General features: G+C 43.5%; 23 protein-coding genes and 3 rRNA genes. 25 read left to right on the top strand and 1 reads right to left on the bottom strand.

From position 1 onward, the window contains the following. Positions 1–11 precede the first annotated feature (11 nt). The 15 genes from ACXAEY_RS00320 (at position 12) to rsmI (ending at position 13,511) form a co-directional block, all read left to right on the top strand. On the top strand, positions 12–233 hold the full coding sequence (locus ACXAEY_RS00320; RefSeq protein ID WP_270182931.1) for a YaaL family protein: 222 nt from the start codon (positions 12–14) through the stop codon (positions 231–233). 68 nt (positions 234–301) lie between these two features. Then, positions 302–568 carry a pro-sigmaK processing inhibitor BofA family protein gene (locus ACXAEY_RS00315; protein ID WP_270182930.1) on the top strand — a complete coding sequence of 89 codons (267 nt, stop codon included), beginning with the start codon at positions 302–304 and terminating at the stop codon, positions 566–568. A 299-nt stretch (positions 569–867) separates the two neighbouring features. Next, positions 868–2,417 (top strand): 16S ribosomal RNA (locus ACXAEY_RS00310). A 213-nt stretch (positions 2,418–2,630) separates the two neighbouring features. After that, positions 2,631–5,560, top strand: a 23S ribosomal RNA gene (locus ACXAEY_RS00305). Between the two features lie 56 nt (positions 5,561–5,616). Continuing rightward, positions 5,617–5,733 (top strand): 5S ribosomal RNA (rrf, locus tag ACXAEY_RS00300). Together the 16S, 23S and 5S rRNA genes form the textbook arrangement of a ribosomal RNA operon. A gap of 851 nt (positions 5,734–6,584) precedes the next feature. Next, positions 6,585–6,782, top strand: coding sequence for a sigma factor G inhibitor Gin (locus ACXAEY_RS00295; RefSeq protein ID WP_270182925.1), 198 nt, complete (start codon positions 6,585–6,587; stop codon positions 6,780–6,782). A gap of 148 nt (positions 6,783–6,930) precedes the next feature. After that, positions 6,931–8,367, top strand: a complete 1,437-nt coding sequence (locus tag ACXAEY_RS00290) for an aminotransferase class I/II-fold pyridoxal phosphate-dependent enzyme (RefSeq protein WP_474809729.1) — start codon at positions 6,931–6,933, stop codon at positions 8,365–8,367. A 4-nt stretch (positions 8,368–8,371) separates the two neighbouring features. Beyond that, positions 8,372–9,013 (top strand): dTMP kinase, encoded by a 642-nt coding sequence (gene tmk, locus ACXAEY_RS00285; RefSeq protein WP_270182923.1) that lies wholly within the window; start codon positions 8,372–8,374, stop codon positions 9,011–9,013. Positions 9,014–9,046: 33 nt separating this feature from the next. Continuing rightward, positions 9,047–9,376 (top strand): cyclic-di-AMP receptor, encoded by a 330-nt coding sequence (locus ACXAEY_RS00280; protein WP_224885500.1) that lies wholly within the window; start codon positions 9,047–9,049, stop codon positions 9,374–9,376. Positions 9,377–9,402: 26 nt separating this feature from the next. Beyond that, the gene (gene holB, locus ACXAEY_RS00275) at positions 9,403–10,389 is read left to right on the top strand and encodes a DNA polymerase III subunit delta' (RefSeq protein WP_474809727.1); all 987 of its coding nucleotides are present in this window, start codon (positions 9,403–9,405) and stop codon (positions 10,387–10,389) included. A gap of 4 nt (positions 10,390–10,393) precedes the next feature. Continuing rightward, the gene (locus ACXAEY_RS00270; RefSeq protein ID WP_270182921.1) at positions 10,394–11,221 is read left to right on the top strand and encodes a PSP1 domain-containing protein; all 828 of its coding nucleotides are present in this window, start codon (positions 10,394–10,396) and stop codon (positions 11,219–11,221) included. Between the two features lie 16 nt (positions 11,222–11,237). Further along, a complete protein-coding gene (gene yabA, locus ACXAEY_RS00265) occupies positions 11,238–11,582 on the top strand; it encodes a DNA replication initiation control protein YabA (RefSeq protein ID WP_270182920.1) in 345 nt (114 codons plus the stop codon). A 76-nt stretch (positions 11,583–11,658) separates the two neighbouring features. Continuing rightward, positions 11,659–12,396 carry a tRNA1(Val) (adenine(37)-N6)-methyltransferase gene (locus tag ACXAEY_RS00260; protein ID WP_474814680.1) on the top strand — a complete coding sequence of 246 codons (738 nt, stop codon included), beginning with the start codon at positions 11,659–11,661 and terminating at the stop codon, positions 12,394–12,396. Next, the gene (locus ACXAEY_RS00255) at positions 12,386–12,685 is read left to right on the top strand and encodes a GIY-YIG nuclease family protein (RefSeq protein WP_474809724.1); all 300 of its coding nucleotides are present in this window, start codon (positions 12,386–12,388) and stop codon (positions 12,683–12,685) included. The genes ACXAEY_RS00260 and ACXAEY_RS00255 overlap by 11 nt, the downstream gene beginning before the upstream one ends. Beyond that, positions 12,645–13,511 (top strand): 16S rRNA (cytidine(1402)-2'-O)-methyltransferase, encoded by an 867-nt coding sequence (gene rsmI / locus ACXAEY_RS00250; protein ID WP_474809722.1) that lies wholly within the window; start codon positions 12,645–12,647, stop codon positions 13,509–13,511. The genes ACXAEY_RS00255 and rsmI overlap by 41 nt, the downstream gene beginning before the upstream one ends. Before the next feature lie 50 nt (positions 13,512–13,561). On the opposite strand, the gene ACXAEY_RS00245 is transcribed toward rsmI, so the two are convergent. After that, complete coding sequence (locus tag ACXAEY_RS00245) at positions 13,562–13,843, bottom strand: AbrB/MazE/SpoVT family DNA-binding domain-containing protein (RefSeq protein WP_270182917.1); 282 nt, start codon at positions 13,841–13,843, stop codon at positions 13,562–13,564. Between the two features lie 530 nt (positions 13,844–14,373). Between ACXAEY_RS00245 and metG the strand changes: the two genes are divergently transcribed. The 10 genes from metG (at position 14,374) to purR (ending at position 24,861) form a co-directional block, all read left to right on the top strand. Continuing rightward, positions 14,374–16,314, top strand: a complete 1,941-nt coding sequence (gene metG, locus ACXAEY_RS00240; RefSeq protein WP_474809719.1) for a methionine--tRNA ligase — start codon at positions 14,374–14,376, stop codon at positions 16,312–16,314. 250 nt (positions 16,315–16,564) lie between these two features. Further along, positions 16,565–17,335, top strand: coding sequence for a TatD family hydrolase (locus ACXAEY_RS00235; RefSeq protein ID WP_270182915.1), 771 nt, complete (start codon positions 16,565–16,567; stop codon positions 17,333–17,335). 209 nt (positions 17,336–17,544) lie between these two features. Then, the gene (locus ACXAEY_RS00230) at positions 17,545–18,783 is read left to right on the top strand and encodes a ubiquitin-like domain-containing protein (protein WP_474809717.1); all 1,239 of its coding nucleotides are present in this window, start codon (positions 17,545–17,547) and stop codon (positions 18,781–18,783) included. 146 nt (positions 18,784–18,929) lie between these two features. After that, positions 18,930–19,487 carry a ribonuclease M5 gene (gene rnmV / locus ACXAEY_RS00225; RefSeq protein WP_474809715.1) on the top strand — a complete coding sequence of 186 codons (558 nt, stop codon included), beginning with the start codon at positions 18,930–18,932 and terminating at the stop codon, positions 19,485–19,487. Continuing rightward, complete coding sequence (rsmA, locus tag ACXAEY_RS00220) at positions 19,484–20,362, top strand: 16S rRNA (adenine(1518)-N(6)/adenine(1519)-N(6))-dimethyltransferase RsmA (protein ID WP_270182912.1); 879 nt, start codon at positions 19,484–19,486, stop codon at positions 20,360–20,362. The genes rnmV and rsmA overlap by 4 nt, the downstream gene beginning before the upstream one ends. Positions 20,363–20,513: 151 nt before the next feature. Then, positions 20,514–21,392 (top strand): sporulation peptidase YabG, encoded by an 879-nt coding sequence (gene yabG, locus ACXAEY_RS00215; protein ID WP_270182911.1) that lies wholly within the window; start codon positions 20,514–20,516, stop codon positions 21,390–21,392. A gap of 214 nt (positions 21,393–21,606) precedes the next feature. Next, the gene (veg, locus tag ACXAEY_RS00210; RefSeq protein WP_270182910.1) at positions 21,607–21,864 is read left to right on the top strand and encodes a biofilm formation stimulator Veg; all 258 of its coding nucleotides are present in this window, start codon (positions 21,607–21,609) and stop codon (positions 21,862–21,864) included. A gap of 145 nt (positions 21,865–22,009) precedes the next feature. After that, entirely contained in the window at positions 22,010–22,192 is a 183-nt protein-coding gene (locus ACXAEY_RS00205; RefSeq protein ID WP_224885480.1) for a small, acid-soluble spore protein, alpha/beta type, read from the top strand. Between the two features lie 906 nt (positions 22,193–23,098). Beyond that, positions 23,099–23,965: a 4-(cytidine 5'-diphospho)-2-C-methyl-D-erythritol kinase gene (ispE, locus tag ACXAEY_RS00200; protein ID WP_270182928.1), complete on the top strand. Its 867-nt coding sequence runs from the start codon at positions 23,099–23,101 to the stop codon at positions 23,963–23,965. Positions 23,966–24,024: 59 nt separating this feature from the next. Beyond that, positions 24,025–24,861: a pur operon repressor gene (gene purR, locus ACXAEY_RS00195; RefSeq protein WP_474809712.1), complete on the top strand. Its 837-nt coding sequence runs from the start codon at positions 24,025–24,027 to the stop codon at positions 24,859–24,861. Position 24,862: the final 1 nt, after the last annotated feature.

The following is a 24,862-nucleotide window of genomic DNA, read 5'->3' as shown; positions in this document are numbered from 1 at the left end:
GGGGGAAGAATATGTTCTTCAAGCGGAAAGGCTACCTGAGAAAAGAAGCCGATGAGCATTTGATTCAAGCTCTGCAAGAATTAAAAGAAGTTTGGAATAAACAAAAAGAAATAGTAGGTCGCAGCGTGGAACCTTCTGGAGCTGTTCTAGCCCGGTTGAAGCTTGATGAAGCCAAGTACTTCTTCCTATTAAAAGAAGCGAAGCGTAGAAAAATAAGAATGGGGAAGCCATAAACTTCCCGTTCTTTTTTATTTGGACAGACATACACTTTAATAATTCTTGAAAAGAGCGGGGGACTTTTATGGATCCTAAACTCGTCATCGGATTATTTGCTTTATGTATTGTTCTGTTACTGTTCATCGGAGCACCTTTGAAACCCATGCGCTGGGTTGGTCACGGATTGATCAAGCTCGCCATCGGTGCACTGCTATTATTCTTCTTGAATACATTCGGAACACCCTTTGACCTCCATGTACCGATCAATTTAGGAACAGCAGCGATTTCAGGGTTTCTAGGAATCCCTGGTCTAGTTGCTTTAGCTGCTATTCAGCTCATTATAATAGCGTAAAGAGAGAGGAACTCGTTCGTATAAGAGTTCCTTTTTGTTTTTCTAAAATAATTTTTCAAAAAGGGTTGCGTTCTAATCGATGTGCTGTTAATATTATATAAGTCGCCGATAAGACACGGCAGACGCAAAGAAATGTTTTAAAAAGTTGTTGACGGCAAACGAGTTAATATGATATATTAATAAAGTCGCTGAAAACGACATTGAAAGAAACAAATCGATCTTTGAAAACTGAACGAAACGCCATGCAAGAAATTGTTTCTACGGAAACAAACATTGTTTTAAAGCTAGATTGAACTTTTCTATCGGAGAGTTTGATCCTGGCTCAGGACGAACGCTGGCGGCGTGCCTAATACATGCAAGTCGAGCGGAGAAATGGGAGCTTGCTCCCATTTCTCAGCGGCGGACGGGTGAGTAACACGTGGGCAACCTGCCCTACAGACTGGGATAACTCCGGGAAACCGGAGCTAATACCGGGTAATACATAGCATCGCATGATGCAACGTTGAAAGTTGGCCTTTGGCTAACACTGTAGGATGGGCCCGCGGCGCATTAGCTAGTTGGTAAGGTAACGGCTTACCAAGGCCACGATGCGTAGCCGACCTGAGAGGGTGATCGGCCACACTGGGACTGAGACACGGCCCAGACTCCTACGGGAGGCAGCAGTAGGGAATCTTCCGCAATGGACGAAAGTCTGACGGAGCAACGCCGCGTGAGTGACGAAGGCCTTCGGGTCGTAAAGCTCTGTTGTTAGGGAAGAACAAGTGCCGTTCGAATAGGGCGGTACCTTGACGGTACCTAACCAGAAAGCCACGGCTAACTACGTGCCAGCAGCCGCGGTAATACGTAGGTGGCAAGCGTTGTCCGGAATTATTGGGCGTAAAGCGCGCGCAGGCGGTCTCTTAAGTCTGATGTGAAAGCCCACGGCTCAACCGTGGAGGGCCATTGGAAACTGGGGGACTTGAGTGCAGAAGAGGAGAGTGGAATTCCACGTGTAGCGGTGAAATGCGTAGATATGTGGAGGAACACCAGTGGCGAAGGCGGCTCTCTGGTCTGTAACTGACGCTGAGGCGCGAAAGCGTGGGGAGCAAACAGGATTAGATACCCTGGTAGTCCACGCCGTAAACGATGAGTGCTAGGTGTTGGGGGGTTCCACCCTCAGTGCTGAAGTTAACACATTAAGCACTCCGCCTGGGGAGTACGACCGCAAGGTTGAAACTCAAAGGAATTGACGGGGGCCCGCACAAGCAGTGGAGCATGTGGTTTAATTCGAAGCAACGCGAAGAACCTTACCAGGTCTTGACATCCTCTGCCACTCCTAGAGATAGGACGTTCCCCTTCGGGGGACAGAGTGACAGGTGGTGCATGGTTGTCGTCAGCTCGTGTCGTGAGATGTTGGGTTAAGTCCCGCAACGAGCGCAACCCTTGATCTTAGTTGCCAGCATTCAGTTGGGCACTCTAAGGTGACTGCCGGTGACAAACCGGAGGAAGGTGGGGACGACGTCAAATCATCATGCCCCTTATGACCTGGGCTACACACGTGCTACAATGGACGGTACAAAGGGCAGCGACACCGCGAGGTGAAGCGAATCCCATAAAGCCGTTCTCAGTTCGGATTGCAGGCTGCAACTCGCCTGCATGAAGCCGGAATTGCTAGTAATCGCGGATCAGCATGCCGCGGTGAATACGTTCCCGGGCCTTGTACACACCGCCCGTCACACCACGAGAGTTTGTAACACCCGAAGTCGGTGAGGTAACCTTTTGGAGCCAGCCGCCGAAGGTGGGACAAATGATTGGGGTGAAGTCGTAACAAGGTAGCCGTATCGGAAGGTGCGGCTGGATCACCTCCTTTCTATGGAGAATTACGAGGCAACATTGGTTGCCAAGCTTGCATGAGCGTTTCGTTTAGTTTTGAAAGAATGATTGTATTCTTTCATGTTCCTTGAAAACTAGATAGCACAAACAACGACATCCAATAATTATTATTTTTTGCGTTATAACTTAGTTAGTCACATCTAACGATGTGCATCGATGACGTTAGAACACTGTTTCTAGCGAAATCTAAGGTTAAGCTACTAAGGGCGCACGGTGGATGCCTTGGCACTAGAAGCCGATGAAGGACGGGACGAACACCGATATGCTTCGGGGAGCAGTAAGTACGCTTTGATCCGGAGATTTCCGAATGGGGGAACCCACCATCCGTAATGGGATGGTATTTACTTCTGAATACATAGGAAGTAAAAGGCATACCCGGGGAACTGAAACATCTCAGTACCCGGAGGAAGAGAAAGCAATCGCGATTTCCTGAGTAGCGGCGAGCGAAACGGAAACAGCCCAAACCAGAGGGCTTGCCCTCTGGGGTTGTAGGACGTCTCATTGGAGTTACAAAGGCACGGATAGACGAAGCGACCTGGAAAGGTCCATCAGAGAAGGTAACAATCCTGTAGTCAAAATCCGCTGCCCTCCGAGACGGATCCTGAGTACGGCGGGACACGTGAAACCCCGTCGGAATCCGGGAGGACCATCTCCCAAGGCTAAATACTCTCTAGTGACCGATAGTGAACCAGTACCGTGAGGGAAAGGTGAAAAGCACCCCGGAAGGGGAGTGAAAGAGAACCTGAAACCGTGTGCCTACAACTAGTTGGAGCCCGTTAATGGGTGACAGCGTGCCTTTTGTAGAATGAACCGGCGAGTTACGATTCCGTGCAAGGTTAAGCCGAGAAGGCGGAGCCGCAGCGAAAGCGAGTCTGAATAGGGCGAAGGAGTACGTGGTCGTAGACCCGAAACCGGGTGATCTACCCATGTCCAGGGTGAAGTTCAGGTAACACTGAATGGAGGCCCGAACCCACGCATGTTGAAAAATGCGGGGATGAGGTGTGGGTAGCGGTGAAATGCCAATCGAACCCGGAGATAGCTGGTTCTCTCCGAAATAGCTTTAGGGCTAGCCTCGCGGCAAGAATCTTGGAGGTAGAGCACTGATTGGACTAGGGGTCCCTACCGGATTACCGAATCCAGTCAAACTCCGAATGCCAACGATTTATCCGCGGGAGTCAGACTGCGAGTGATAAGATCCGTAGTCGAGAGGGAAACAGCCCAGACCACCAGCTAAGGTCCCAAAGTATACGTTAAGTGGAAAAGGATGTGGCGTTGCTTAGACAACCAGGATGTTGGCTTAGAAGCAGCCATCATTTAAAGAGTGCGTAATAGCTCACTGGTCGAGTGACGCTGCGCCGAAAATGTACCGGGGCTAAACGTATCACCGAAGCTGTGGATTGTCTTACGACAATGGTAGGAGAGCGTTCTAAGGGCTGCGAAGTCAGACCGAAAGGACTGGTGGAGCGCTTAGAAGTGAGAATGCCGGTATGAGTAGCGAAAGACAAGTGAGAATCTTGTCCGTCGAAAGCCCAAGGTTTCCTGAGGAAGGCTCGTCCGCTCAGGGTTAGTCGGGACCTAAGCCGAGGCCGAAAGGCGTAGGCGATGGATAACAGGTTGATATTCCTGTACCACCTCCTTTCCGTTTGAACGACGGGGGGACGCAGAAAGATAGGGAGAGCGCGCTGCTGGAAATGCGCGTCCAAGCGATTAGGCTGGTGAATAGGCAAATCCGTTCACCGTGAAGGCTGAGTCGTGATGGCGAGGGAATTTAAGTACCGAAGTCCCTGATTCTACACTGCCAAGAAAAGCCTCTAGTGAGGAAAGAGGTGCCCGTACCGCAAACCGACACAGGTAGGCGAGGAGAGAATCCTAAGACGATCGGGAGAACTCTCGTTAAGGAACTCGGCAAAATGACCCCGTAACTTCGGGAGAAGGGGTGCTTCCTCGGGTGAATAGCCCAGGGGAGCCGCAGTGAAAAGATCCAAGCGACTGTTTAGCAAAAACACAGGTCTCTGCCAAGCCGCAAGGCGATGTATAGGGGCTGACACCTGCCCGGTGCTGGAAGGTTAAGAGGAGGGGTTATCCCTTACGGGAGAAGCTCTGAATCGAAGCCCCAGTAAACGGCGGCCGTAACTATAACGGTCCTAAGGTAGCGAAATTCCTTGTCGGGTAAGTTCCGACCCGCACGAAAGGTGCAACGACTTGGATACTGTCTCAACGAGAGACCCGGTGAAATTATAGTACCTGTGAAGATGCAGGTTACCCGCGACAGGACGGAAAGACCCCATGGAGCTTTACTGTAGCCTGATATTGGATTTTGGTACAGCTTGTACAGGATAGGTAGGAGCCATAGAAGCCGGACCGCTAGGTTCGGTGGAGGCGTCGGTGGGATACTACCCTGGCTGTACTGACATTCTAACCCAGCACCGTGATCCGGTGCGGAGACAGTGTCAGGTGGGCAGTTTGACTGGGGCGGTCGCCTCCTAAAGAGTAACGGAGGCGCCCAAAGGTTCCCTCAGAATGGTTGGAAATCATTCGCAGAGTGTAAAGGCACAAGGGAGCTTGACTGCGAGACCTACAAGTCGAGCAGGGACGAAAGTCGGGCTTAGTGATCCGGTGGTTCCGCATGGAAGGGCCATCGCTCAACGGATAAAAGCTACCCTGGGGATAACAGGCTTATCTCCCCCAAGAGTCCACATCGACGGGGAGGTTTGGCACCTCGATGTCGGCTCATCGCATCCTGGGGCTGAAGTAGGTCCCAAGGGTTGGGCTGTTCGCCCATTAAAGCGGTACGCGAGCTGGGTTCAGAACGTCGTGAGACAGTTCGGTCCCTATCCGTCGCGGGCGCAGGAAATTTGAGAGGAGCTGTCCTTAGTACGAGAGGACCGGGATGGACACACCGCTGGTGTACCAGTTGTTCCGCCAGGAGCATAGCTGGGTAGCTACGTGTGGAAGGGATAAGTGCTGAAAGCATCTAAGCATGAAGCCCCCCTCGAGATGAGATTTCCCACAGCGTCAAGCTGGTAAGATCCCTCAGAGATGATGAGGTTGATAGGTTCGGGGTGGAAGCGTGGCGACACGTGGAGCTGACGAATACTAATCGATCGAGGGCTTAACCTAAAACATATTGGAATACGTTGCGAGTGCTATCTAGTTTTCAGGGAATACCTGAATAGTCTAGTGATGAAGGCGAAGAGGTCACACCCGTTCCCATGCCGAACACGGAAGTTAAGCTCTTCAGCGCCGATGGTAGTTGGGGGCTCTCCCCCTGCAAGAGTAGGACGTCGCTAGGCAAATGAGAAGTCAGAGCATTGAGCTCTGGCTTTTTTGTATGCTTTTTTGGTTTTTATTGCGAGACCGTAAGGTAAGTACCTTCATTGAGAAGAAAGAAAAGGGCATCTTCGAAAGCTTCGTAGGGGTGGGAGAAGCAAGAAATTCGAGGAAGCAAGTGAGGCTGGACCGGAGTAGATATTCGGAGATCTATGAGGATCCAGCATCGCGCAGCTGACGAAGAAGTTCGCCGCTTATCGCGCCCCGTATGAGAACACGGAAGTTAAGCTCGCGCGCCGATGGTAGTTGGGGGCTCTCCCCCTGCAAGAGTAGGACGTCGCTAGGCAAGTAGAGAAGTCAGAGCATTGAGCTCTGGCTTTTTTGTTTTGTCTGACTATGGGATTTAGTAATCAGGGGTTCTTGAAAAGGGGTTTCGCGGATATATTCTCAGAATCGCGGATAAATGGCCTGGTTTCGAGGATATAAATCGAAAAGCGCGGATAAAACCTGATTATCGCGGATAAAATGAAAATTTCGCGGATATTGCCCCAATTCACGCCCTCAAAAGGTTTTATCTGAATGTGCTTTTAACAAATCAAAAGTTACAAACAACGCTTCGCTGATAAAACCAAAAACTCGCCGATAATAGTGCCTTTTTCGCTGATAAAAGCACTTTTCCATCCCGATCAACCTCCATTACACCACTCCAGCACCCTATTTTGTTATTTTTTATCTCTTTTACCTTAAGACAGACACGGGATAGGCAGGTGTAACATATCCTTAGAAAGGAACCTTATATTCCTGCTGAGAAATGATAACTGTAATGTATATCTAACATACAATTGGGCAAAGCTTTTATCATGGAGGTGGGACGATGGAGAATTCGGTAAGACAGAGTAAGGGAGAAATCTGTCTTGTTTGTGAAGAAACGCGTTTAAAAGGAATTCATATTTGTGAGCGTTTTATTTGTTATGATTGTGAGAGAAAGGTTATTGAAACCGATACAAGTCATGCAAATTATCAGTACTACTTAGAAAAACTACGTAAATTACGACTCAGTCGTTTAGCATAAGGGGATAGCTGAAAAAGCTGTCTTTTTTTTGTTTATAAAACTGATACATACCCGTGTTCTCCCTCTACCTTTACTTCTCGTCTTTGCTAGATAATGATAGAATAATAGTATATGGGTAACGATATTTTAATAGATAGAAGTGGGATAGATGAGAGACCAAAACAGAGTACCACTACTAGAAGCATTATCAGTTTGGAGCAAGAGGGATCCAATTTCTTATCATGTGCCAGGCCACAAAAATGGTGCGATCATTCCAGCTATGGAACAGGCAGAAGAAGTATTTAAGCATGTGATGGCGATCGATGCAACGGAGCTTACTGGACTTGATGATCTGCATGATGCATATGGAGTGATAAAAGAAGCTGAGGAGTTAGCTTCTGAACTATACGGCAGCGCACAAACTAGATTTTTAGTTGGAGGTTCAACAGCAGGAAATCTAGCGATGATGATGGCGGTATGTCAGCAGGGTGACACTGTTTTTATTCAAAAAAACTGTCACAAATCTATAATAAATGGACTGAGGTTAACAAAAGCAAAGCCTGTCTTTATTTCACCGGAAATGGAACATAGGAGTCAGGTTGCGACTGGGATTACAGTTGAAAGTCTTAAAGATGCAATAAGAATGTACCCAGAGGCACGTACACTAGTGCTAACAAATCCTAATTATTATGGAATGTCGGTTGAAATAGAGAAAGTGATTGCGCTCGCTGATGAGCATCATCTTACAGTAATTGTAGATGAAGCGCACGGAGCCCATTTTGGAAAGTCTAGCTACTTCCCAAAGAGTTCGATCGCACATGGTGCGGACCTTGTTGTCCATTCTGCTCATAAGACCCTTCCTGCGATGACGATGGGAGCGTACTTGCATGTTGTGAATGAAGACTACCGTTCGAAGGTAAACGACTATTTACAAATCCTTCAGTCTAGCAGTCCATCTTATCCGATAATGGCTTCACTTGATTTAGCTAGATATCACCTTTCGTCCTTAACTCATGAACAGTTAACACAGATTGTTTCTGAGATCGATTGGTTTAAGAAAAGTCTAAATCATATAGATGGTGTTACTGTAATCGATCATGCTACTTCATCAGTCAGTACGATTGACCCGTTGAAAGTAACGGTTCAAGTGAAGGGGTTATCAGGCTTTCAATTAGCTGATGAGTTAGAACAAGAATCTATTTTTCCAGAGCTAGCAGATTCGTTAAACGTTCTCCTCGTTTTACCACTTGCGCCAAAACAAGAAAATTATAAGAAGACGATTCAAGTATTCAAGGAAATCGCATTAAAATCTCGAACGAATCCCGTGATTTCCTACAATATAGAAATAGATAAAGAAATCTCGACTCCTGCTTATTCTTTTGAAGAATTGGAGAAAATGAGCAAACGAGAGATCGAAGTAAAGGAAGCAATAGGAAAGATTTCTGCAAAAGCAGTGATTCCATATCCCCCAGGAATTCCGGTAGTTATGCCTGGTGAACGTTTTACAAGTAAACATGTTAAGTTCCTTCTGAACGTTTTATCCGAAGGTGGTCATGTACAGGGGATGATGGGGAATGCTATAACGATTGCACTAGAAGAGGAGTAAAGCATTGAAAGGTTTATTTATAACGTTTGAAGGTCCTGATGGAGCAGGGAAATCGACACAGGTCCAAAAGCTTGCCGAGTATTTAAGTGAGGAAAACATCCCTTTTATTCATACAAGAGAGCCAGGAGGAACCGCGATCAGTGATAAGATCCGATCGCTCATTCTAAATCCTGAGCATGCCGAAATGGTTGATGAAACAGAGGTATTATTGTATGCCGCTTCTCGATCTCAACATGTAAACGAAAAAATCATTCCAGCACTAGAGGAAGGTTATGTTGTGCTATGTGATCGTTTTGTAGATGCATCGATCGCCTATCAAGGTGTTGGCCTTGGTTTGGATGTCGAATCGATCAAGATGATCAACGAATTTGCGACCGGGGGGTTAACCCCAGATCGGAGTTACATGATCGATCTTCCTGTAGCAATAGGGAAAGAACGTATGGTTGCTAGGAACCAACTCGATCGTATCGAGCAAAAAGGAACAGACTATCATGAGAAAGTGCGTGGCGCTTTTCTAGAACTATACGACCAAAATCAAGAAAGAATTACACTTGTGGATGGCGATAACGAAGCGAATCAGATTTTTCAGGTGATAAAAGAGGATTTTGTGGCGCTTTGGGATAACTATTGTAGTAACAAAAAATAACGAGGTCATGCTCGCCGCCGAGGAGGGATTATCATGAAATTAGTGATGGCAGTCGTACAGGATAAAGATAGTAATCGCTTATCGAATGCCCTGGTTGACCATAATTTTCAGGCGACCAAGCTTGCGACGACCGGTGGATTTTTACGAGCAGGTAATACGACGTTCCTTATAGGAACTGAGGACCACAGGGTGCAAAAGCTTCTTGATATCATTAAGGACAATTGTCAGAGCAGGGATCAAATGGTGGCACCTGTTTCACCTATGGGTGGAAATGCTGACTCTTACGTGCCGTACCCAGTTGAAGTATCGGTTGGAGGCGCTACTGTTTTCGTATTACCTGTAGAAGCGTTCCACCACTTCTAAAATGTGTTTGGAATGAGTGATTGAAAATGACGGTTTGGAAGCAATTAGAAGAGCGACAGCCAACTGTCGTACGGATGGTTATGAATAGTTTCAAGAAGGATAGGCTCTCTCATGCGTATTTATTCGATGGGGGAGCTGGCACTGGCAAAAAGGATATTGCCGTACACATGGCAAAAACCTACTTCTGCCAAGAGAGAGATGGTATCGCTCCTTGCCAAACGTGTAAAGATTGTAAACGAGTCGATTCGGGTAATCATCCAGACCTTCATCTGGTTGAGCCTGATGGCCAATCGATTAAAATAGATCAAATTCGTAAGCTTCAAAAAGAATTCTCTTATTTAGGTGTAGAATCGAATAAGAAAGTTTATATCCTTAATCATTCAGATAAAATGACGACGCAGGCTGCTAATAGCTTGCTAAAGTTTCTAGAAGAACCTGGTAAAATGACGATGGCTATCCTTTTAACGGAACAAAAGCAGCATATACTTCCAACGATTTACTCGAGGTGCCAAGTGCTGACGTTTCGACCTTTATCGGTTAGTAATATCGAAAAAGAACTAGTAAACGAAGGAATCACGTCACAGTTAGCGAAACTAGCGTCACAATTAACGAACGATAAAGGAAAAGCGAAGGAACTTGCGACCGATGACTGGTTTGCACAGGCAAGAGCGATAGTGATACAATTGACTGAAGAGTTAAAGGAACGGCCTCATCAGGTTTTTCTTACGATCCATGATAAATGGCTCGCGCATTTTAAGGAAAAATCACAGCTAGACATGGGGCTAAACCTTATGCTGTTTTGGTACAAAGATTTGATGAAGATACAGCTGCAAGATGAGCGGATTGTCTATGCAGATTATAAAGATAAGCTCGAACGTTATGCCCTTCAATTCCCAAGGAAGAGAATAAGCGAGCATATGATGGCGATACTTGATGCCAAAAGACGTCTGAGCGCCAATACGAACCCGCAGTTTGTAATGGAACAGTTAGTGCTCAGGTTACGGGAGGGATAAGTTTGTGTATGAAGTAGTCGGGGTCCGTTTTAAAAAAGCGGGAAAGATCTATTACTTTGACCCGAATAACCTCCAGGTCTCTAACAAAGAATTTGTAATTGTAGAGACAGCACGCGGAGTCGAGTTCGGAAAAGTAGTAATAGCAAATAAGAAAGTTGACGAAGAAGACGTAGTTCTTCCGTTAAAGAAAGTGATACGCATCGCTGATGAGAAAGATCGTTTAGCGGTAGAAGATAATAAGAGCGCAGCAGAAGAAGCATTTGAAGTATGCGGTGCAAAAATTGAAGAGTACAAGCTGGATATGAAGCTTGTTGATGTAGAATATACATTCGATCGTAATAAGATCATTTTCTATTTCACAGCCGATGGAAGAGTAGATTTTCGTGATTTAGTTAAAGGTTTAGCTTCAATCTTTAGAACGCGAATCGAACTTCGCCAAATCGGTGTACGAGATGAGGCGAAGATGCTTGGCGGTATCGGTCCTTGTGGCAGGATGCTATGCTGTTCGACTTGGTTAGGAGATTTCGAGCCTGTGTCGATCAAGATGGCGAAAGATCAAAATCTCTCATTGAATCCAGCGAAAATATCTGGACTATGTGGACGCTTGATGTGCTGCTTAAAATATGAGAACGATGCTTATGAATCAGGCAAAAAAGAACTTCCTGACGTTGGAAAAACGATCAACACAGGTCAGGGTAAAGGTAAGGTTGTAGGGTTGAATATTCTCGAACGCCTTGTACAGGTAGAACTTTTTGAATTAAATCGCGTGACAGAATATACATTAGATGAATTAATACAAGACGGCGCAGTGTCTACGCAAGCCACAGAGTGATTGAGGTGGAACGGAAGTGGAGAAAAAGGAAGTTTTTTCACGAGTAAGCTCAATGGAGGAACAGATTGGTGACTTATATAAACAACTTGGCGATTTAAAAGCACATCTAGCAGCGATGTTAGAAGAAAATCACCATCTCGAAATTGAGAATCACCACTTGCGAGAGCGGTTGGAGCAAACTTCTGAGCCGAGAGGGAAGTCATCTGGCAGGAAGAAGCGCGGAAAGCCTGAAGTTGGTGAGGGATATGATAACCTTGCCCGGTTGTACCAAGAAGGCTTTCATATTTGCAACCTTCACTACGGGAGTATTCGGACGGAAGGCGATTGCCTCTTCTGTCTATCGTTCTTAAATAAAAAGTAGTGGTACGGTCTTTCCTTTTGTGGAAAGACCTTTTTTTAGACGTTGTTTATCAATAATGAGTTAGGAGAACACGATGATGAAATTAAACGAAGATGAACGTTTGGATTATATTGTAGAGAACGAACTCAGTATTATTCAAAGTCCAAACGTGTTTTCATTTTCACTCGATGCCATCCTGCTTGCTAATTTTGCTTGGGTACCTATTACACGTGGCAAAACAGCTGATCTTTGTTCAGGTAATGGAATTATTCCGCTGTTGTTATCTAGGAAAAGCAAAGTAGCGATCGACGGGTTGGAAATACAAGAGAGACTGTATGACATGGGGAAACGGAGCGTAGCACTAAATGAATTAAGTGATCAGATCACGCTTTATAATGGAGATTTGAAGGAGCTTCCGGTAGAAATGAAGCGCGAATCTTATGATGCGGTCACGTGCAATCCTCCCTATTTTAAAAGTAAGAAAACGGAGCAGCGTAATCTGAATGAACATTTAACGATCGCAAGACATGAGGTGTTATGTACGCTTGATGATGTGATTCAGGCGTGCAGCAGTCTTGTAAAACAAGGCGGGAAAGTATCCATTGTTCATCGCCCAGAAAGACTGTTGGATATTATGACAGTGATGAGGAAGTATAGAATTGAACCTAAACGGATGCAGCTCGTCTATCCAAAAGCGAACAAAGAGGCAAATATTCTTTTAATAGAAGGAATAAAGGACGGAAAGCCTGATTTAAAAGTACTTCCTCCGTTTGTCGTTTACGAAGACAATGGCAACTATACGAACGAAATGAAAGAATTATATAATGAGCTGTAAGCATACAGTTTATATATTGAGATGCAAAGACGATAGTTTTTACACTGGGTACACAACAGACCTAGCTCATCGTATATCTCAGCATGAGAGTGGGAAGGGTGCTAAGTATACACGTGGAAGAGGACCGTTTTCACTCGTCTATCATGCCACATACGATACGAAGCGCAAGGCACTTCAAGAAGAATATCGCATTAAACAATTAACCCGAGCTCAGAAAATGTCTTTGATTGAAAAGGAAGTGTACGAGCATGTGGAGTCAACAGAGTTACAAGGAAAGCGAAACAGGTAAGTTGTATCTCGTCCCAACGCCTATTGGGAACCTAGAGGATATGACGTTTCGGGCGGTGAAGATACTAAAAGAAGTAGATCTGATCGCAGCAGAAGATACGAGGCAATCGAGAAAATTAACGAATCACTTCGAGATCGAGACGGCACTTACGAGTTACCACGAACATAATAAGGATACGAGCGGTCAAAAGTTAATAGAGAAACTACGGGATGGCCAAAACATTGCCTTAGTCAGCGATGCGGGTATGCCGGCTATTTCAGATCCTGGTTATGAACTTGTCTGTGCGTGTGTGGAGGAAGAGATACCTGTTATACCATTGCCAGGTGCGAACGCAGCAACGACTGCATTGATTGCATCAGGTCTTAAAACGCAACATTTCTATTATTATGGCTTTCTTTCTAGACAGAAAAAGGAAAGAAAAAGCGAGCTTGAACAGCTAGCACCTATTAGCTCACCAATCTTGTTCTATGAAGCACCTCACCGTTTGAAAGAAATGATCAAGGCGATCTTAGAGGTTCTTGGAAACCGAAAAATCGTTATTGCAAGAGAACTTTCCAAGCGATATGAAGAGTTTGTCAGAGGCACAGCTGAAGAAGTATTAGCATGGTGTGAGGATTCGAATGTTAGAGGCGAGTTCTGTGTGATTGTAGACGGTGGTTCTGGTGAAGATGTTACGCAAGAAGCATGGTGGGAAGGCTATTCGTTAGAAGAACATGTAACCCACTATATTAATGAAGGAACAAAGAGTAAAGAGGCGATAAAGCTAGTTTCAAAGGACCGAAATATCCCAAAACGAGACGTTTATCAAGCTTATCATGTCGATTAAAAACTCTATATCAAAATAAAAGCTCCTGCATCGCAGGAGCTTTTTTGTAATTACTTATTCGTTAGTGCTTTTTGAATTTCTTCAAGTACTTGTTCTGCACCTTCACGACTTAGAACGATCTTACCGTTGCCGATTGCAAGGTTGTCATCAGAAACTTCTCCAGTTACTTGGCAAGTCATGTTTGGCTTATATTTCTTAAGTACGATGCGGTCGTCATCCACATAAATCTCAAGAGCATCCTTTTCAGCGATGCCAAGAGTACGACGTAATTCGATCGGGATTACAACACGGCCTAGTTCGTCAACTTTACGTACAATTCCAGTAGATTTCATGATACATTTCTCCCCTATTCCCAATTTTTTTATTAAATACGTCATGATTCGACAAATTTCTCTATTTATGGTTTATATAATACCAGTGTTTCCCATAACCGTCAATCCTTTTCAAAGGGTAAATATTTCCTAATATGAAGGTGTTTTTAACGGTTTTTGTGAACTGATACTATGAAAATACGAACTCTTCATGCTATGAAGTTTCGACATATTTTTCGAGATTCCTTCGACAAAATGGGGGTTTGTCGATTCGGTTTTGCGAATCAGTGACATTCTTGCATTTCTACCTTAAATTAGGTATATTTTGATGAAGAAGCACTACCAGACACCAGCGATAAAGCTTAGGCTATAATGCTGATTGAATTTGTTGAAGAGAGTTGTGAATGCTCTCGTCCTGTTTGGACGGGGGCTTTTTATCCCTTATTAAAAAAGAGCTGCAAAACAGTGTTAACTAACGATCATTAGCGTAAATAAAAGGGATTGACCTTTTGTTTCACTAGATAATTGTTTGATTCAAGGAGGAAAGCGACATGGGTGACAAAACGTTCTACATTACGACCCCGATTTATTACCCGAGTGGTAAGCTGCACATCGGCCATGCATATACAACAGTAGCTGGAGATGCGATGGCAAGATACAAACGATTGAGAGGATTTGACGTACAATACCTCACAGGAACGGATGAACATGGACAAAAGATTCAAAAGAAAGCCCTAGAGCAAGGCGTTACTCCTCAACAGTATGTTGACGATATCGTCTCAGGGATCAAAGACCTTTGGGACAAATTAGATATCAGCTATGATGATTTTATTCGAACAACTGAAGAGCGCCACGAGAAAGTTGTCGAAAAGATCTTTCAAAAGATGTACGAGAAAGGTGATATCTACCTTGATCAATATGAAGGTTGGTATTGTACCCCGTGTGAATCCTTCTTTACAGAGCGTCAGTTAGTTGACGGAAAGTGTCCTGACTGCGGTAGAGAAGTAGAAAAAGTTAAGGAAGAATCGTACTTCTTTAAAATGGGTAAGTATGCTGATCGACTTTTGAAATTTTACGAAGATAACCCTGAATTTATTCAGCCTGAGTCTCGGAAAAACGAAATGGTAAATAATTTCATTAAACCTGGACTTGAAGATCTAGCTGTTTCAAGAACTTCTTTCGACTGGGGTGTTAAAGTCCCGGGCGACCCTAAGCATGTCATTTATGTTTGGATCGATGCTCTATCGAATTACATCACCTCCCTTGGTTATGGAACAGACGATGAAGAGCTATACAATAAGTTCTGGCCAGCCGATGTTCACCTGGTAGGAAAAGAAATCGTTCGCTTCCATACGATTTATTGGCCGATCATGCTCATGTCTCTCGAGCTTCCTTTACCAAAAAAGGTATTCGCGCACGGTTGGCTCCTCATGAAGGATGGCAAGATGTCGAAGTCGAAAGGAAATGTGGTTGACCCTGTAACGTTGATCGATCGCTACGGACTCGATGCTCTACGCTACTATCTACTGCGTGAAGTTCCATTCGGATCAGATGGGGTTTTCACTCCTGAAAGCTTCGTGGAACGTATCAACCATGACCTAGCTAATGATTTAGGGAACCTCTTAAATCGTACGGTGGCGATGATCGATAAATATTTTGATGGACAAGTTCCAACGTATAGCGGGTCTGTAACGGAATTTGATGACAACCTTGAAGCACTAGTTGAACAAACGGTAGAAAAGGTTGAGCAATCTCTTGATAATATGGAGTTCTCAGTAGCATTGACGTCCATTTGGCAACTCATCAGCCGCACGAATAAGTATATCGATGAGACACAGCCATGGGTGCTTGCAAAGGATGATTCAAATAAAGAGAAACTAGGAGCGGTTATGGTTCACCTTGCTGAATCATTGAGACAGGTTGCGATTATGCTTCAACCATTCTTAACTCAGACGCCTAAGAAAGTTTGGGCTCAGCTTGGTATAGAAGAAGGAGAGCGTACGAGCTGGGGTTCTCTTACGTTTAAGCCTGGTTATGGTGGTACTAAGGTTCAAAAAGGTACGCCATTATTCCCTCGCCTCGACCGTGATGAAGAAGTAGCACACATTGTTGAAGAGATGGGCGGCAATCAAGTTAAGGAAGCACCAGCTGTCGAGAAACCTGACCTAGACGAAATAACGATTGAAGATTTTACGAAAGTAGACCTTCGTGTTGCCCAGGTATTAGAAGCTGAACCTGTCAAGAAAGCGAACAAACTTCTTAAACTTCAATTAGACCTCGGTTATGAAACGAGACAAGTTGTTTCTGGTATCGCAAAACATTACAAGCCAGAAGAACTGATTGGTAAAAAAGTTGTATGCGTCTCTAACCTGAAGCCTGTAAAACTAAGAGGCGAATTGTCAGAAGGCATGATCCTTGCTGGTGAACATGACGGTGAACTGAAGCTGTCAACAATAGCTGACAGTTTACCAAATGGAACCCAAATTAAATAATTTTGTGAGACTCGGTCCTTGGACCGGGTCTTTTTTACTTTTAATTTCACAATATATTCCTTGCAATAGTTCTCTTTTACCATCAGCAATTCCTTTTTAATAACCAAAAATAGTTTTAAGTTAACAATAAAAATGGGTGTTATTTGTCGTTTGTAACGGAATTGTAATTGAATTGAAACTGTTTAGCATTAGAAAATAACTAGTACATTTGATACACTTGCTTCGTACTATACGGAAAAGGAGTTTTTTCATGCTATTCGACACGCACACCCATTTGAACGTTGAACAATTTTCCGAAGATAAGAAAGAGGTTATTGATCGCGCTCGAGAAGCTGGGGTAAGTAAGATGATTGTCGTTGGTTTCGACCATGAAACAATAACGAATGCTATGAAGCTTGTTGAAGAGTATGACTTTCTATACGCTGCAGTAGGTTGGCATCCAGTAGATGCTGTCGACATGAAAGAGGAAGACCTGGCGTGGATTGAAAAACTCGCAGAACATCCGAAGGTAGTTGCCATAGGCGAGATGGGACTTGACTATCATTGGGACAAGTCACCACATGACATTCAAAAAGAAGTTTTTCGAAAGCAAATACAACTTGCAAAGAAAGTGAAACTACCGATCATCATACATAACCGTGAAGCGACAAGGGATGTTATCGATATTCTTAAAGAAGAAGATGCATCTGAAGTTGGCGGCATCATGCATTGCTTCGCAGGCACAGTTGAAGAAGCGAACGAGTGCTTGGACATGAACTTTTATATTTCTTTAGGTGGTCCAGTAACATTCAAAAACGCAAAACTACCAAAAGAAGTAGCGAAGGAAGTGCCTCTTGAACGCCTTCTTGTCGAAACTGATTGTCCATTTCTTGCCCCTCATCCTTACAGAGGGAAACGGAACGAACCATCGTACGTTAAGCTAGTAGCTGAACAGGTTGCTGATCTAAAGGATATGGAATACGAAGACTTGGCTAAAGTAACTTTCGACAATGCGATCCGGTTATTTGGAATACAACGTTAAAAAAGAAACTGTCGATCGATGATAAGTTAGGCTTTTTGAAATAAGATATTCACCCTATAAAAGTGAAACCTATTTCTTTATGATTTCCCCTTCATTTTGCGAGGAAAATAGCGTCAAATCTATTAAACTTGCAAAGTGCGGGACTTGTGTGAGAGTGAATGAAGCTTTTCTTTATGAAACAAAGACGGTTCTAGGAGGACTCTAAAACGATGAAAACCAAGATGCAAAGTTTTTCCGCTAACACCGGAAAGAAAATTTTTATGGCGCTATTGAGCGTGGTTGTGCTAGGTTTAGTCTCCGGCTTTATCGTGTTTGAAACTACAAAAGCTTCAGTAACACTTGTCCTAGATGGGGAAGAGAAGCTAGTTAAGACGCATGCAAATACGGTTGGAGATGTGTTAAAAGAACAAGAAGTCGATGTTGGAGAATACGATTATGTAAACCGTGACCTTTCAGCTGAGTTAACTAGAGGGAATCGAATCATCTGGAAACCTGCGATGGAAGTTACGATAAAGGTGAACGGTAAAGAAGAACGTGTTTGGACTACGAAAGATACAGTTAAGGAATTACTAGCAGAAGAGAAGATCAACTTAAGTGAACATGACCAGCTATCAGTTTCGATGGGCAGTGAACTTAAGAAAGACATGGAGATTTCAATTACTGAAGCATTCCAGGTAAATGTCAATGACGGCGGGAAACAAACGGACGTTTGGACCACTTCGACTACGGTCGCTGACTTTTTAGAACAGCAGAATATTGAACTCGGAGAACTCGACCGCGTTGAGCCAGGTAAGGAGACTAAGCTTAAATCAGGATCTGACATCAACGTTGTAAGAGTAGAAAAAGTCACCGATGTAGTGGAAGAATCGATTGATTTTACAACAGTTACCAAGAATGATAGCTCAATGCAAAAGGGCAAAGAAAAGGTTATCAATTCAGGTAAAAATGGTAAGGAAAAGAAGCACTATGAAGTGGTTCTTGAGAACGGTAAAGAAGTCTCGAGAGAGCTTGTGAAAACAGAAGTAGTTGAAAAAAGTAGCGATCGTGTTGTTGCAGTTGGTACACAGGTGATCAAGCAGACAGCAGCTAAGAAAAAGACGGCTACAACCGCTTCAACAACGAAGAAAAAATCTACTTCATCATCAAAACCTTCAAGTGGTAAGGTCTTATATGTATCAAGTACTGCTTACACAGCGAATTGCTCTGGATGCTCAGGCATCACGGCTACTGGTTTTAACTTGAAGTCTAACCCTGGTGCTAAAGTTATAGCTGTTGATCCTAGTGTCATACCTCTAGGTTCAAAAGTACACGTTGAAGGATACGGTACAGCTATTGCAGCGGATACTGGTGGTGCGATCAAAGGAAACAAGATCGACGTATTCTTCTCTTCAAAATCAGCTGCCTATGCTTGGGGACGTAAGTCAGTGAAAATTACGATTCTAAATTAGGACAAGATCTATGATATGCTAGTAACACAGAGGGGGATTTTTCTCTCTCTGTGTTTTTTATATGAAAAATAAAAGACTGTGATGGACATAGCTATTAATATAGACGAATTAGGAATCGAAAAGGTTTCATTTCTGGAGGACGTATTGTGAAAGTTAAAGAAATCATTATAGTAGAAGGAAAAAATGATTCACTCGCTATTAAACGAGCAGTTGATGCTGATACATTAGAGACGAATGGTTCTGAGATAAGCGAAGAAACGCTTAAGAGGATCGAACTTGCTGCGAAAAAAAGAGGGGTTATCATTTTTACAGATCCCGACTATCCAGGCACTCGTATAAGACAAATTATTAGTCAAAGGCTTCCTTCCTGTAAGCATGCCTTTTTAAACAAAAAGTATGCGATTTCTGCGAATGGAAAAAAGGTTGGTATCGAACACGCCTCATCTGAAGCGATTCGTGATGCAATCCTCACGGTAAGAGAAGAGTTTGAGGCACCAGACATTTTGATCGAATGGGAAGATTTAATCGACGCTGGTCTCGTAGTAGGTCCAAAAGCTAAGGCGAGAAGGCAGGCGCTAGGTGAAAAGCTTCAAATGGGCTATATGAATGGAAAGCAGCTCTATAAAAGACTACAAATGTTTCAGATTTCAAAAGAAGAGTTTATACTCGCATTTGAAGAAGTACTACAGGAGGAACAAGAATGAATAAAGAAATCTCAACACCTGTGAGAACGAAAGCAATATTAGAAAAATACGGTTTTACATTTAAGAAAAGTCTAGGACAAAACTTTCTGATCGATTCGAACGTCCTTACAAAGATCGTTAATCAGGCAAACCTTACGGCTGGATCTGGCGCAATTGAAATTGGCCCGGGGATTGGTGCGTTAACAGAGAAGTTGGCTAAGCAAGCAAATAAAGTAGTCGCGTTTGAAATTGACCAAAGGTTACTACCGATTCTCGCGGATACGCTATCTCCATATCCGAATGTCACCATACGTCACGCTGATGTTCTAGAAGCTGATGTACACAAAGTGATCGAAGAGGAGTTTGAGAGCGGCCAAGATTTAATGGTAGTTGCAAACCTTCCTTATTATGTGACGACACCAATATTAATGAAACTTCTAGAAGAGAAGCTTCCTGTGCGTGGTATCGTCGTGATGATACAGAAAGAAGTAGCTGAGCGTATAGCGGCCAAACCAGGTTCAAAGAACTATGGCTCACTTTCTTTAGCTGTACAGTACTATGCTGAAGCAAAGACTGCACTTACCGTACCTAGTACAGTCTTTGTACCAAAGCCAAACGTAGACTCGGCGGTTTTACACTTAGAGCTAAGGAAAGAGCCTCCGGTAGATCTACTTAGTGAGAAGCACTTTTTTGAAGTGATTCGTGCAAGCTTTGGACAAAGAAGAAAGACGCTAATGAATAATCTGCAAAATAATTTATTAAGTAAAGATAAAAAGCCAATGATTGAAGAAGTTTTAAAAGAAACTGATATCGAAGGCAGTCGACGTGGTGAAACGCTCTCTATGGAGGAGTTTGCAAAGCTGAGTAACGCTTTTTATCGTCGATTAGAAAGTTAGGACACTTCAAATGAAGTGTCTTTTTTTATGTCCATTTAGAAATTGCCCGTTTCAAGCTTTTCCTACGAGTTCATCTTTTTACTGAGCTTTCATATAGTAAAAAAAGAGTGATGCTTTAAGCAAAGAGGTAAAGCGGCCTGGGGGGAAGACAATGACAATGAAAGAAGGAGATATCGTAGCCAGGCGTTCATATGGCTGTGATTTAATTTTTAGGATCACTAAGGTGAATGAATCAACTCAAATTGTTGAGCTTGTAGGAGAAGATATGAGGTTGATCGCTGACTCGCCAGTTGATGATCTTGTGCTGATCGATACGAAGGAGCACAAGTCGAGACAAGAGCAAATAAAGGAAAAGGAGGACTATTCTTTTCGATTGTTTCGTCAAGATTATCAGCTTTTACGAATGAAGAGAGAATATACCGCAACAAACCACTTTAAGAAGGAAACAAGTTTTTTCGAAATACCAGGGAAGATCCTTCATATAGACGGCGATGCATTATATTTAAATAAATGCCTAGATATGTATAAGCGGTTAGGTGTGCCCGTCTATGGTATTTATATGAAGGAAAGTGAAATTCCTGAGAAAATTATCAAGCTGGTAAACAACGTCAGGCCAGATATTCTCGTGATCACAGGTCATGATGCATATAGTAAACATAAGGGTGAGAAAAAAGACTTACAATCCTATCGAAATTCACGATATTTTGTTCGTGCTGTAAAAGAAGTGAGAAGTGTTTTTCCAAATCTAGACCACTTAGTTATTTTTGCAGGAGCTTGTCAATCACACTTCGAATCGTTGATTCGCGCCGGTGCAAATTTTGCGAGCTCTCCTTCAAGAATTAACATTCATATGTTAGATCCGGTGTTTATCGTTTCAAAAATTGCATTAACATCGTTCACTGATCACGTAAATGTGTGGGATGCTCTCAGGAATACATTAACAGGAGAAGATGGTCTTGGGGGAGTAGAAACAAAGGGAATTCTTAGAACTGGTATGCCGATGAAAGACCACGAGGAATATTCAGAATAGGATGAAGGATGGTGATCTCACCATCCTTCAATCGCGTATTGGAAGATTTTTAAGCGCATTCACATATTTTTCGACAAACTTGCAAAGACTAAAATTACACATCTTTGATAAATAACAATTGACATAGTTTTTAATTGGTTGTTATAATTTAAGTTTTATTTGACAAAACGGCGCAAAAGATGTTATAATTTGTCTAAGTGAGGTGGATGTTCCTATGGCAAAAACGATCGTAGAGATCAAACAGACGTTACAATCCCAAGTTGGCAAACGGTTGACCTTGAAGGCAAACGGAGGTCGCAGGAAGACAATTCAACGTTCAGGCATCCTTGAAGAAACCTACCCGGCAGTGTTCATTGTTAAGCTAGACCAGGACACAAATGCGTTTGAACGTGTCTCTTACAGCTACACGGACGTACTGACCGAAACAGTACAGTTAACATTTAACGAAGAACAAGCAGCAGTAAGCGGTTAAGGCGATCGGTCTAACTGCTTTTTTTGCTTTTTTAACGAGCTATTCGTTGCAATGCTTCCCATTATTGGATACATATAAAGGGGATAGCAACCTCTTTCGATTCTAACACTAAGAGTGTCACAGGATTGAAAGGAGCTGAATTCGCATGGGCAGACATAAAGGAATCATGTCAGACCATTTGAAGGAAGAAATTGCGAAAGAGCTTGGATTTTATGATACGGTTCAGAAAGAAGGTTGGGGAGGAATCAAAGCTCGCGATGCAGGTAACATCGTGAAGCGTGCTATTGAAATGGCACAAGAACAGCTTGCAAACCAACAAAAACACTGAACCCTGTGACGAGGGACCCCGGCAAATTGTCGGGGTTTTTTGTTTGGGGTTGAGAGATTCTTGAGTGATTGAATTAGATCTATAAAAGTGAACTCTCCGTTTCTAAGCGCTCGTTTCCGCTTTTCAGGTGTCCAGCTGCAACTCGCAGAAACTGCGATATTTCACTCTCTCATAGGAATACAAAAAACGTATACCCATTCGAGAGTTCCAATATCTCCATTTCTAGGCGCTCGTTTCCGCCTTTCTGGTGTCCAGCTGCAGTGGCCAGGTCCTCGATCGCTTCAACTTACAACTCGAACACAAAGAACGTGTTCAATTTGTAAGTCTCCAGCGCTTGTCGGACCTAAACGGCCACTTCCGCTTTTCAGGTGTCCAGCTACAACTCGCAGAAACTGCGATATTTCACTCTTTCAACAGAACACAAAAAGCGTGTTCTATTTCAAGAGTTCCAATATCTCCGTTTCTAAGCGCTCGTTTCCGCTTTTCAGGTGTCCAGCTGCAACTCGCAGAAATTCCGATATTTCACTCTCTCATAGGAATACAAAAAACGTATTCCCATTCGAGAGTTCCAATATCTCCATTTCTAGGCGCTCGTTTCCGCCTTTCTGGTGTCCAGCTGCAGTGGCCAGGTCCTCCATCGCTTCAACTTACAATTCGAACACAAAGAACGTGTTCAATTTGTAAGTCTCCAGCGCTTATCGGACCTAAACGGCCACTTCCGCTTTTCGAATACAACTCGCAGAAACTGCGATATTTCACTCTTTCAACAGAACACAAAGAGCGTGTTCTATTTCAAGAGTTCCAATATCTCCGTTTCTAAGCGCTCGTTTCCGCTTTTCGGTTGTGTTACAATTATTCGGAGAAATAAATTTGTCGAACGGTAGAACTAAAATGAAGGTGAACGAGATGAAGAAATTAAGTGTGAAGGCACCGGCGAAAATCAATTTGGCGCTTGATGTGTTGTATAAACGATCTGATGGTTTTCATGAAGTAGAGATGGTGATGACGAATGTAGATCTTGCTGATCGCTTGGAGCTTTCTGAGCTAAGGTACAATAGCATTGTTCTTGAGTCAACGAGTGGCTTCGTTCCAGATGATAAGAGAAATTTAGCTTATCAAGCAGCGGCCTTATTGAAAGAACGCTTTTCGATCAAGAAAGGGATATCGATTAAGATCGATAAACAAATTCCAGTTGCTGCGGGTCTAGCAGGTGGGAGCAGTGACGCTGCTGCGACTCTTCGTGGATTGAATGAGCTTTGGGAGTTAGGCCTCAGTTATGATGAACTTGCTGAGCTTGGATCAGAAATAGGCTCTGATGTAGCGTTTTGCGTATATGGTGGCACAGCAGTTGCGAGAGGAAGAGGAGAGATCATTACACCGATCGACGCACCTCCGCCGTGCTGGGTCGTTCTTGCGAAGCCTTCTATCGGAGTTTCAACTGCCGATGTGTATAAGAGACTAAACACATCGAATATGATTCACCCTGATATTAAAGGGATGATAAATGCAGTTGAATCAAAGGATTACGATTCAATCTGTGCTAAACTCGGGAATGTACTAGAGGATGTTACACTCGAACTTCATCCTGAAGTCCGTCAGATTAAAGAAAAGATGGAACAGCTTGGTGCTGATGGTGTCTTGATGAGTGGTAGCGGTCCAACTGTATTTGGGTTAACGAGACATGAATCGCGCATGCAGAGAATTTATAACGGATTACGAGGCTTTTGTGATCAGGTTTATGCTGTTAGGCTGCTAGGCGAGAAGAACCCTTGATAAAATCCGTATGTTAGTGGTATATTATTGTTAATTATTCGGATTTTGGAGGTTCTTCTATGAAGATGAAGCGAAGTTCTCGACTGGTGGACATGACAAGGTACCTACTTGAGCATCCGCATCGGTTAGTATCATTAACAAATTTCTCTGAACGATATGGAGCAGCTAAATCCTCCATTAGTGAGGATCTGGTAATCATCAAAGAAAACTTTGAGCAACAAGGTGTAGGCTCATTGTTAACTGTCCCAGGGGCAGCGGGGGGAGTGCGGTACATCCCATTGATCAGTCGTCCCGAAGCAGATAAAGTCGTTTCTGAACTCTGTGAGTTTTTAGAAAGTCCAGAACGGTTATTGCCTGGTGGATATTTATATTTAACAGATATTCTTGGAAATCCAGAAATGATGAATCAGGTAGGGCGTTTGTTTGCTTCTGTTTTTGCGAATCGAGACATCGACGTGGTTATGACGGTAGCTACAAAAGGGATTCCGCTCGCATACGCAGTGGCGAGTCATTTGAATGTACCAGTCGTGATCGTTCGTCGAGACAGTAGAGTTACGGAAGGTTCTACTGTGAGCATTAATTATGTCTCAGGGTCTTCGAAACGAATCCAAACGATGGCTTTAGCGAGAAGAAGCTTACAGCCCGGGGCAAACGTATTAATCGTTGATGATTTCATGAAAGTAGGTGGAACCATTCAAGGAATGGTGAATCTTCTTGAAGAATTTCAGGCTGAAGTAGCGGGAATCGGTGTTCTCGTTGAAGCAGAAGGTGAAGGAGAAGAAAGGTTAGTTGAAGAATATGTATCGATGATGAATCTCGGTGGAGTCGATATGAAACAGCGAACCATTCAAGTAGCTCCAGGGAACTACAGAGATTTTCTCGAGAATTCAACATAAG

The organism is Anaerobacillus sp. ABA4_114, from assembly GCF_056159065.1.
The sequence above is the reverse complement of the archived record's forward strand: the minus strand, read 5'-3'. Positions and strand labels throughout refer to the sequence as shown.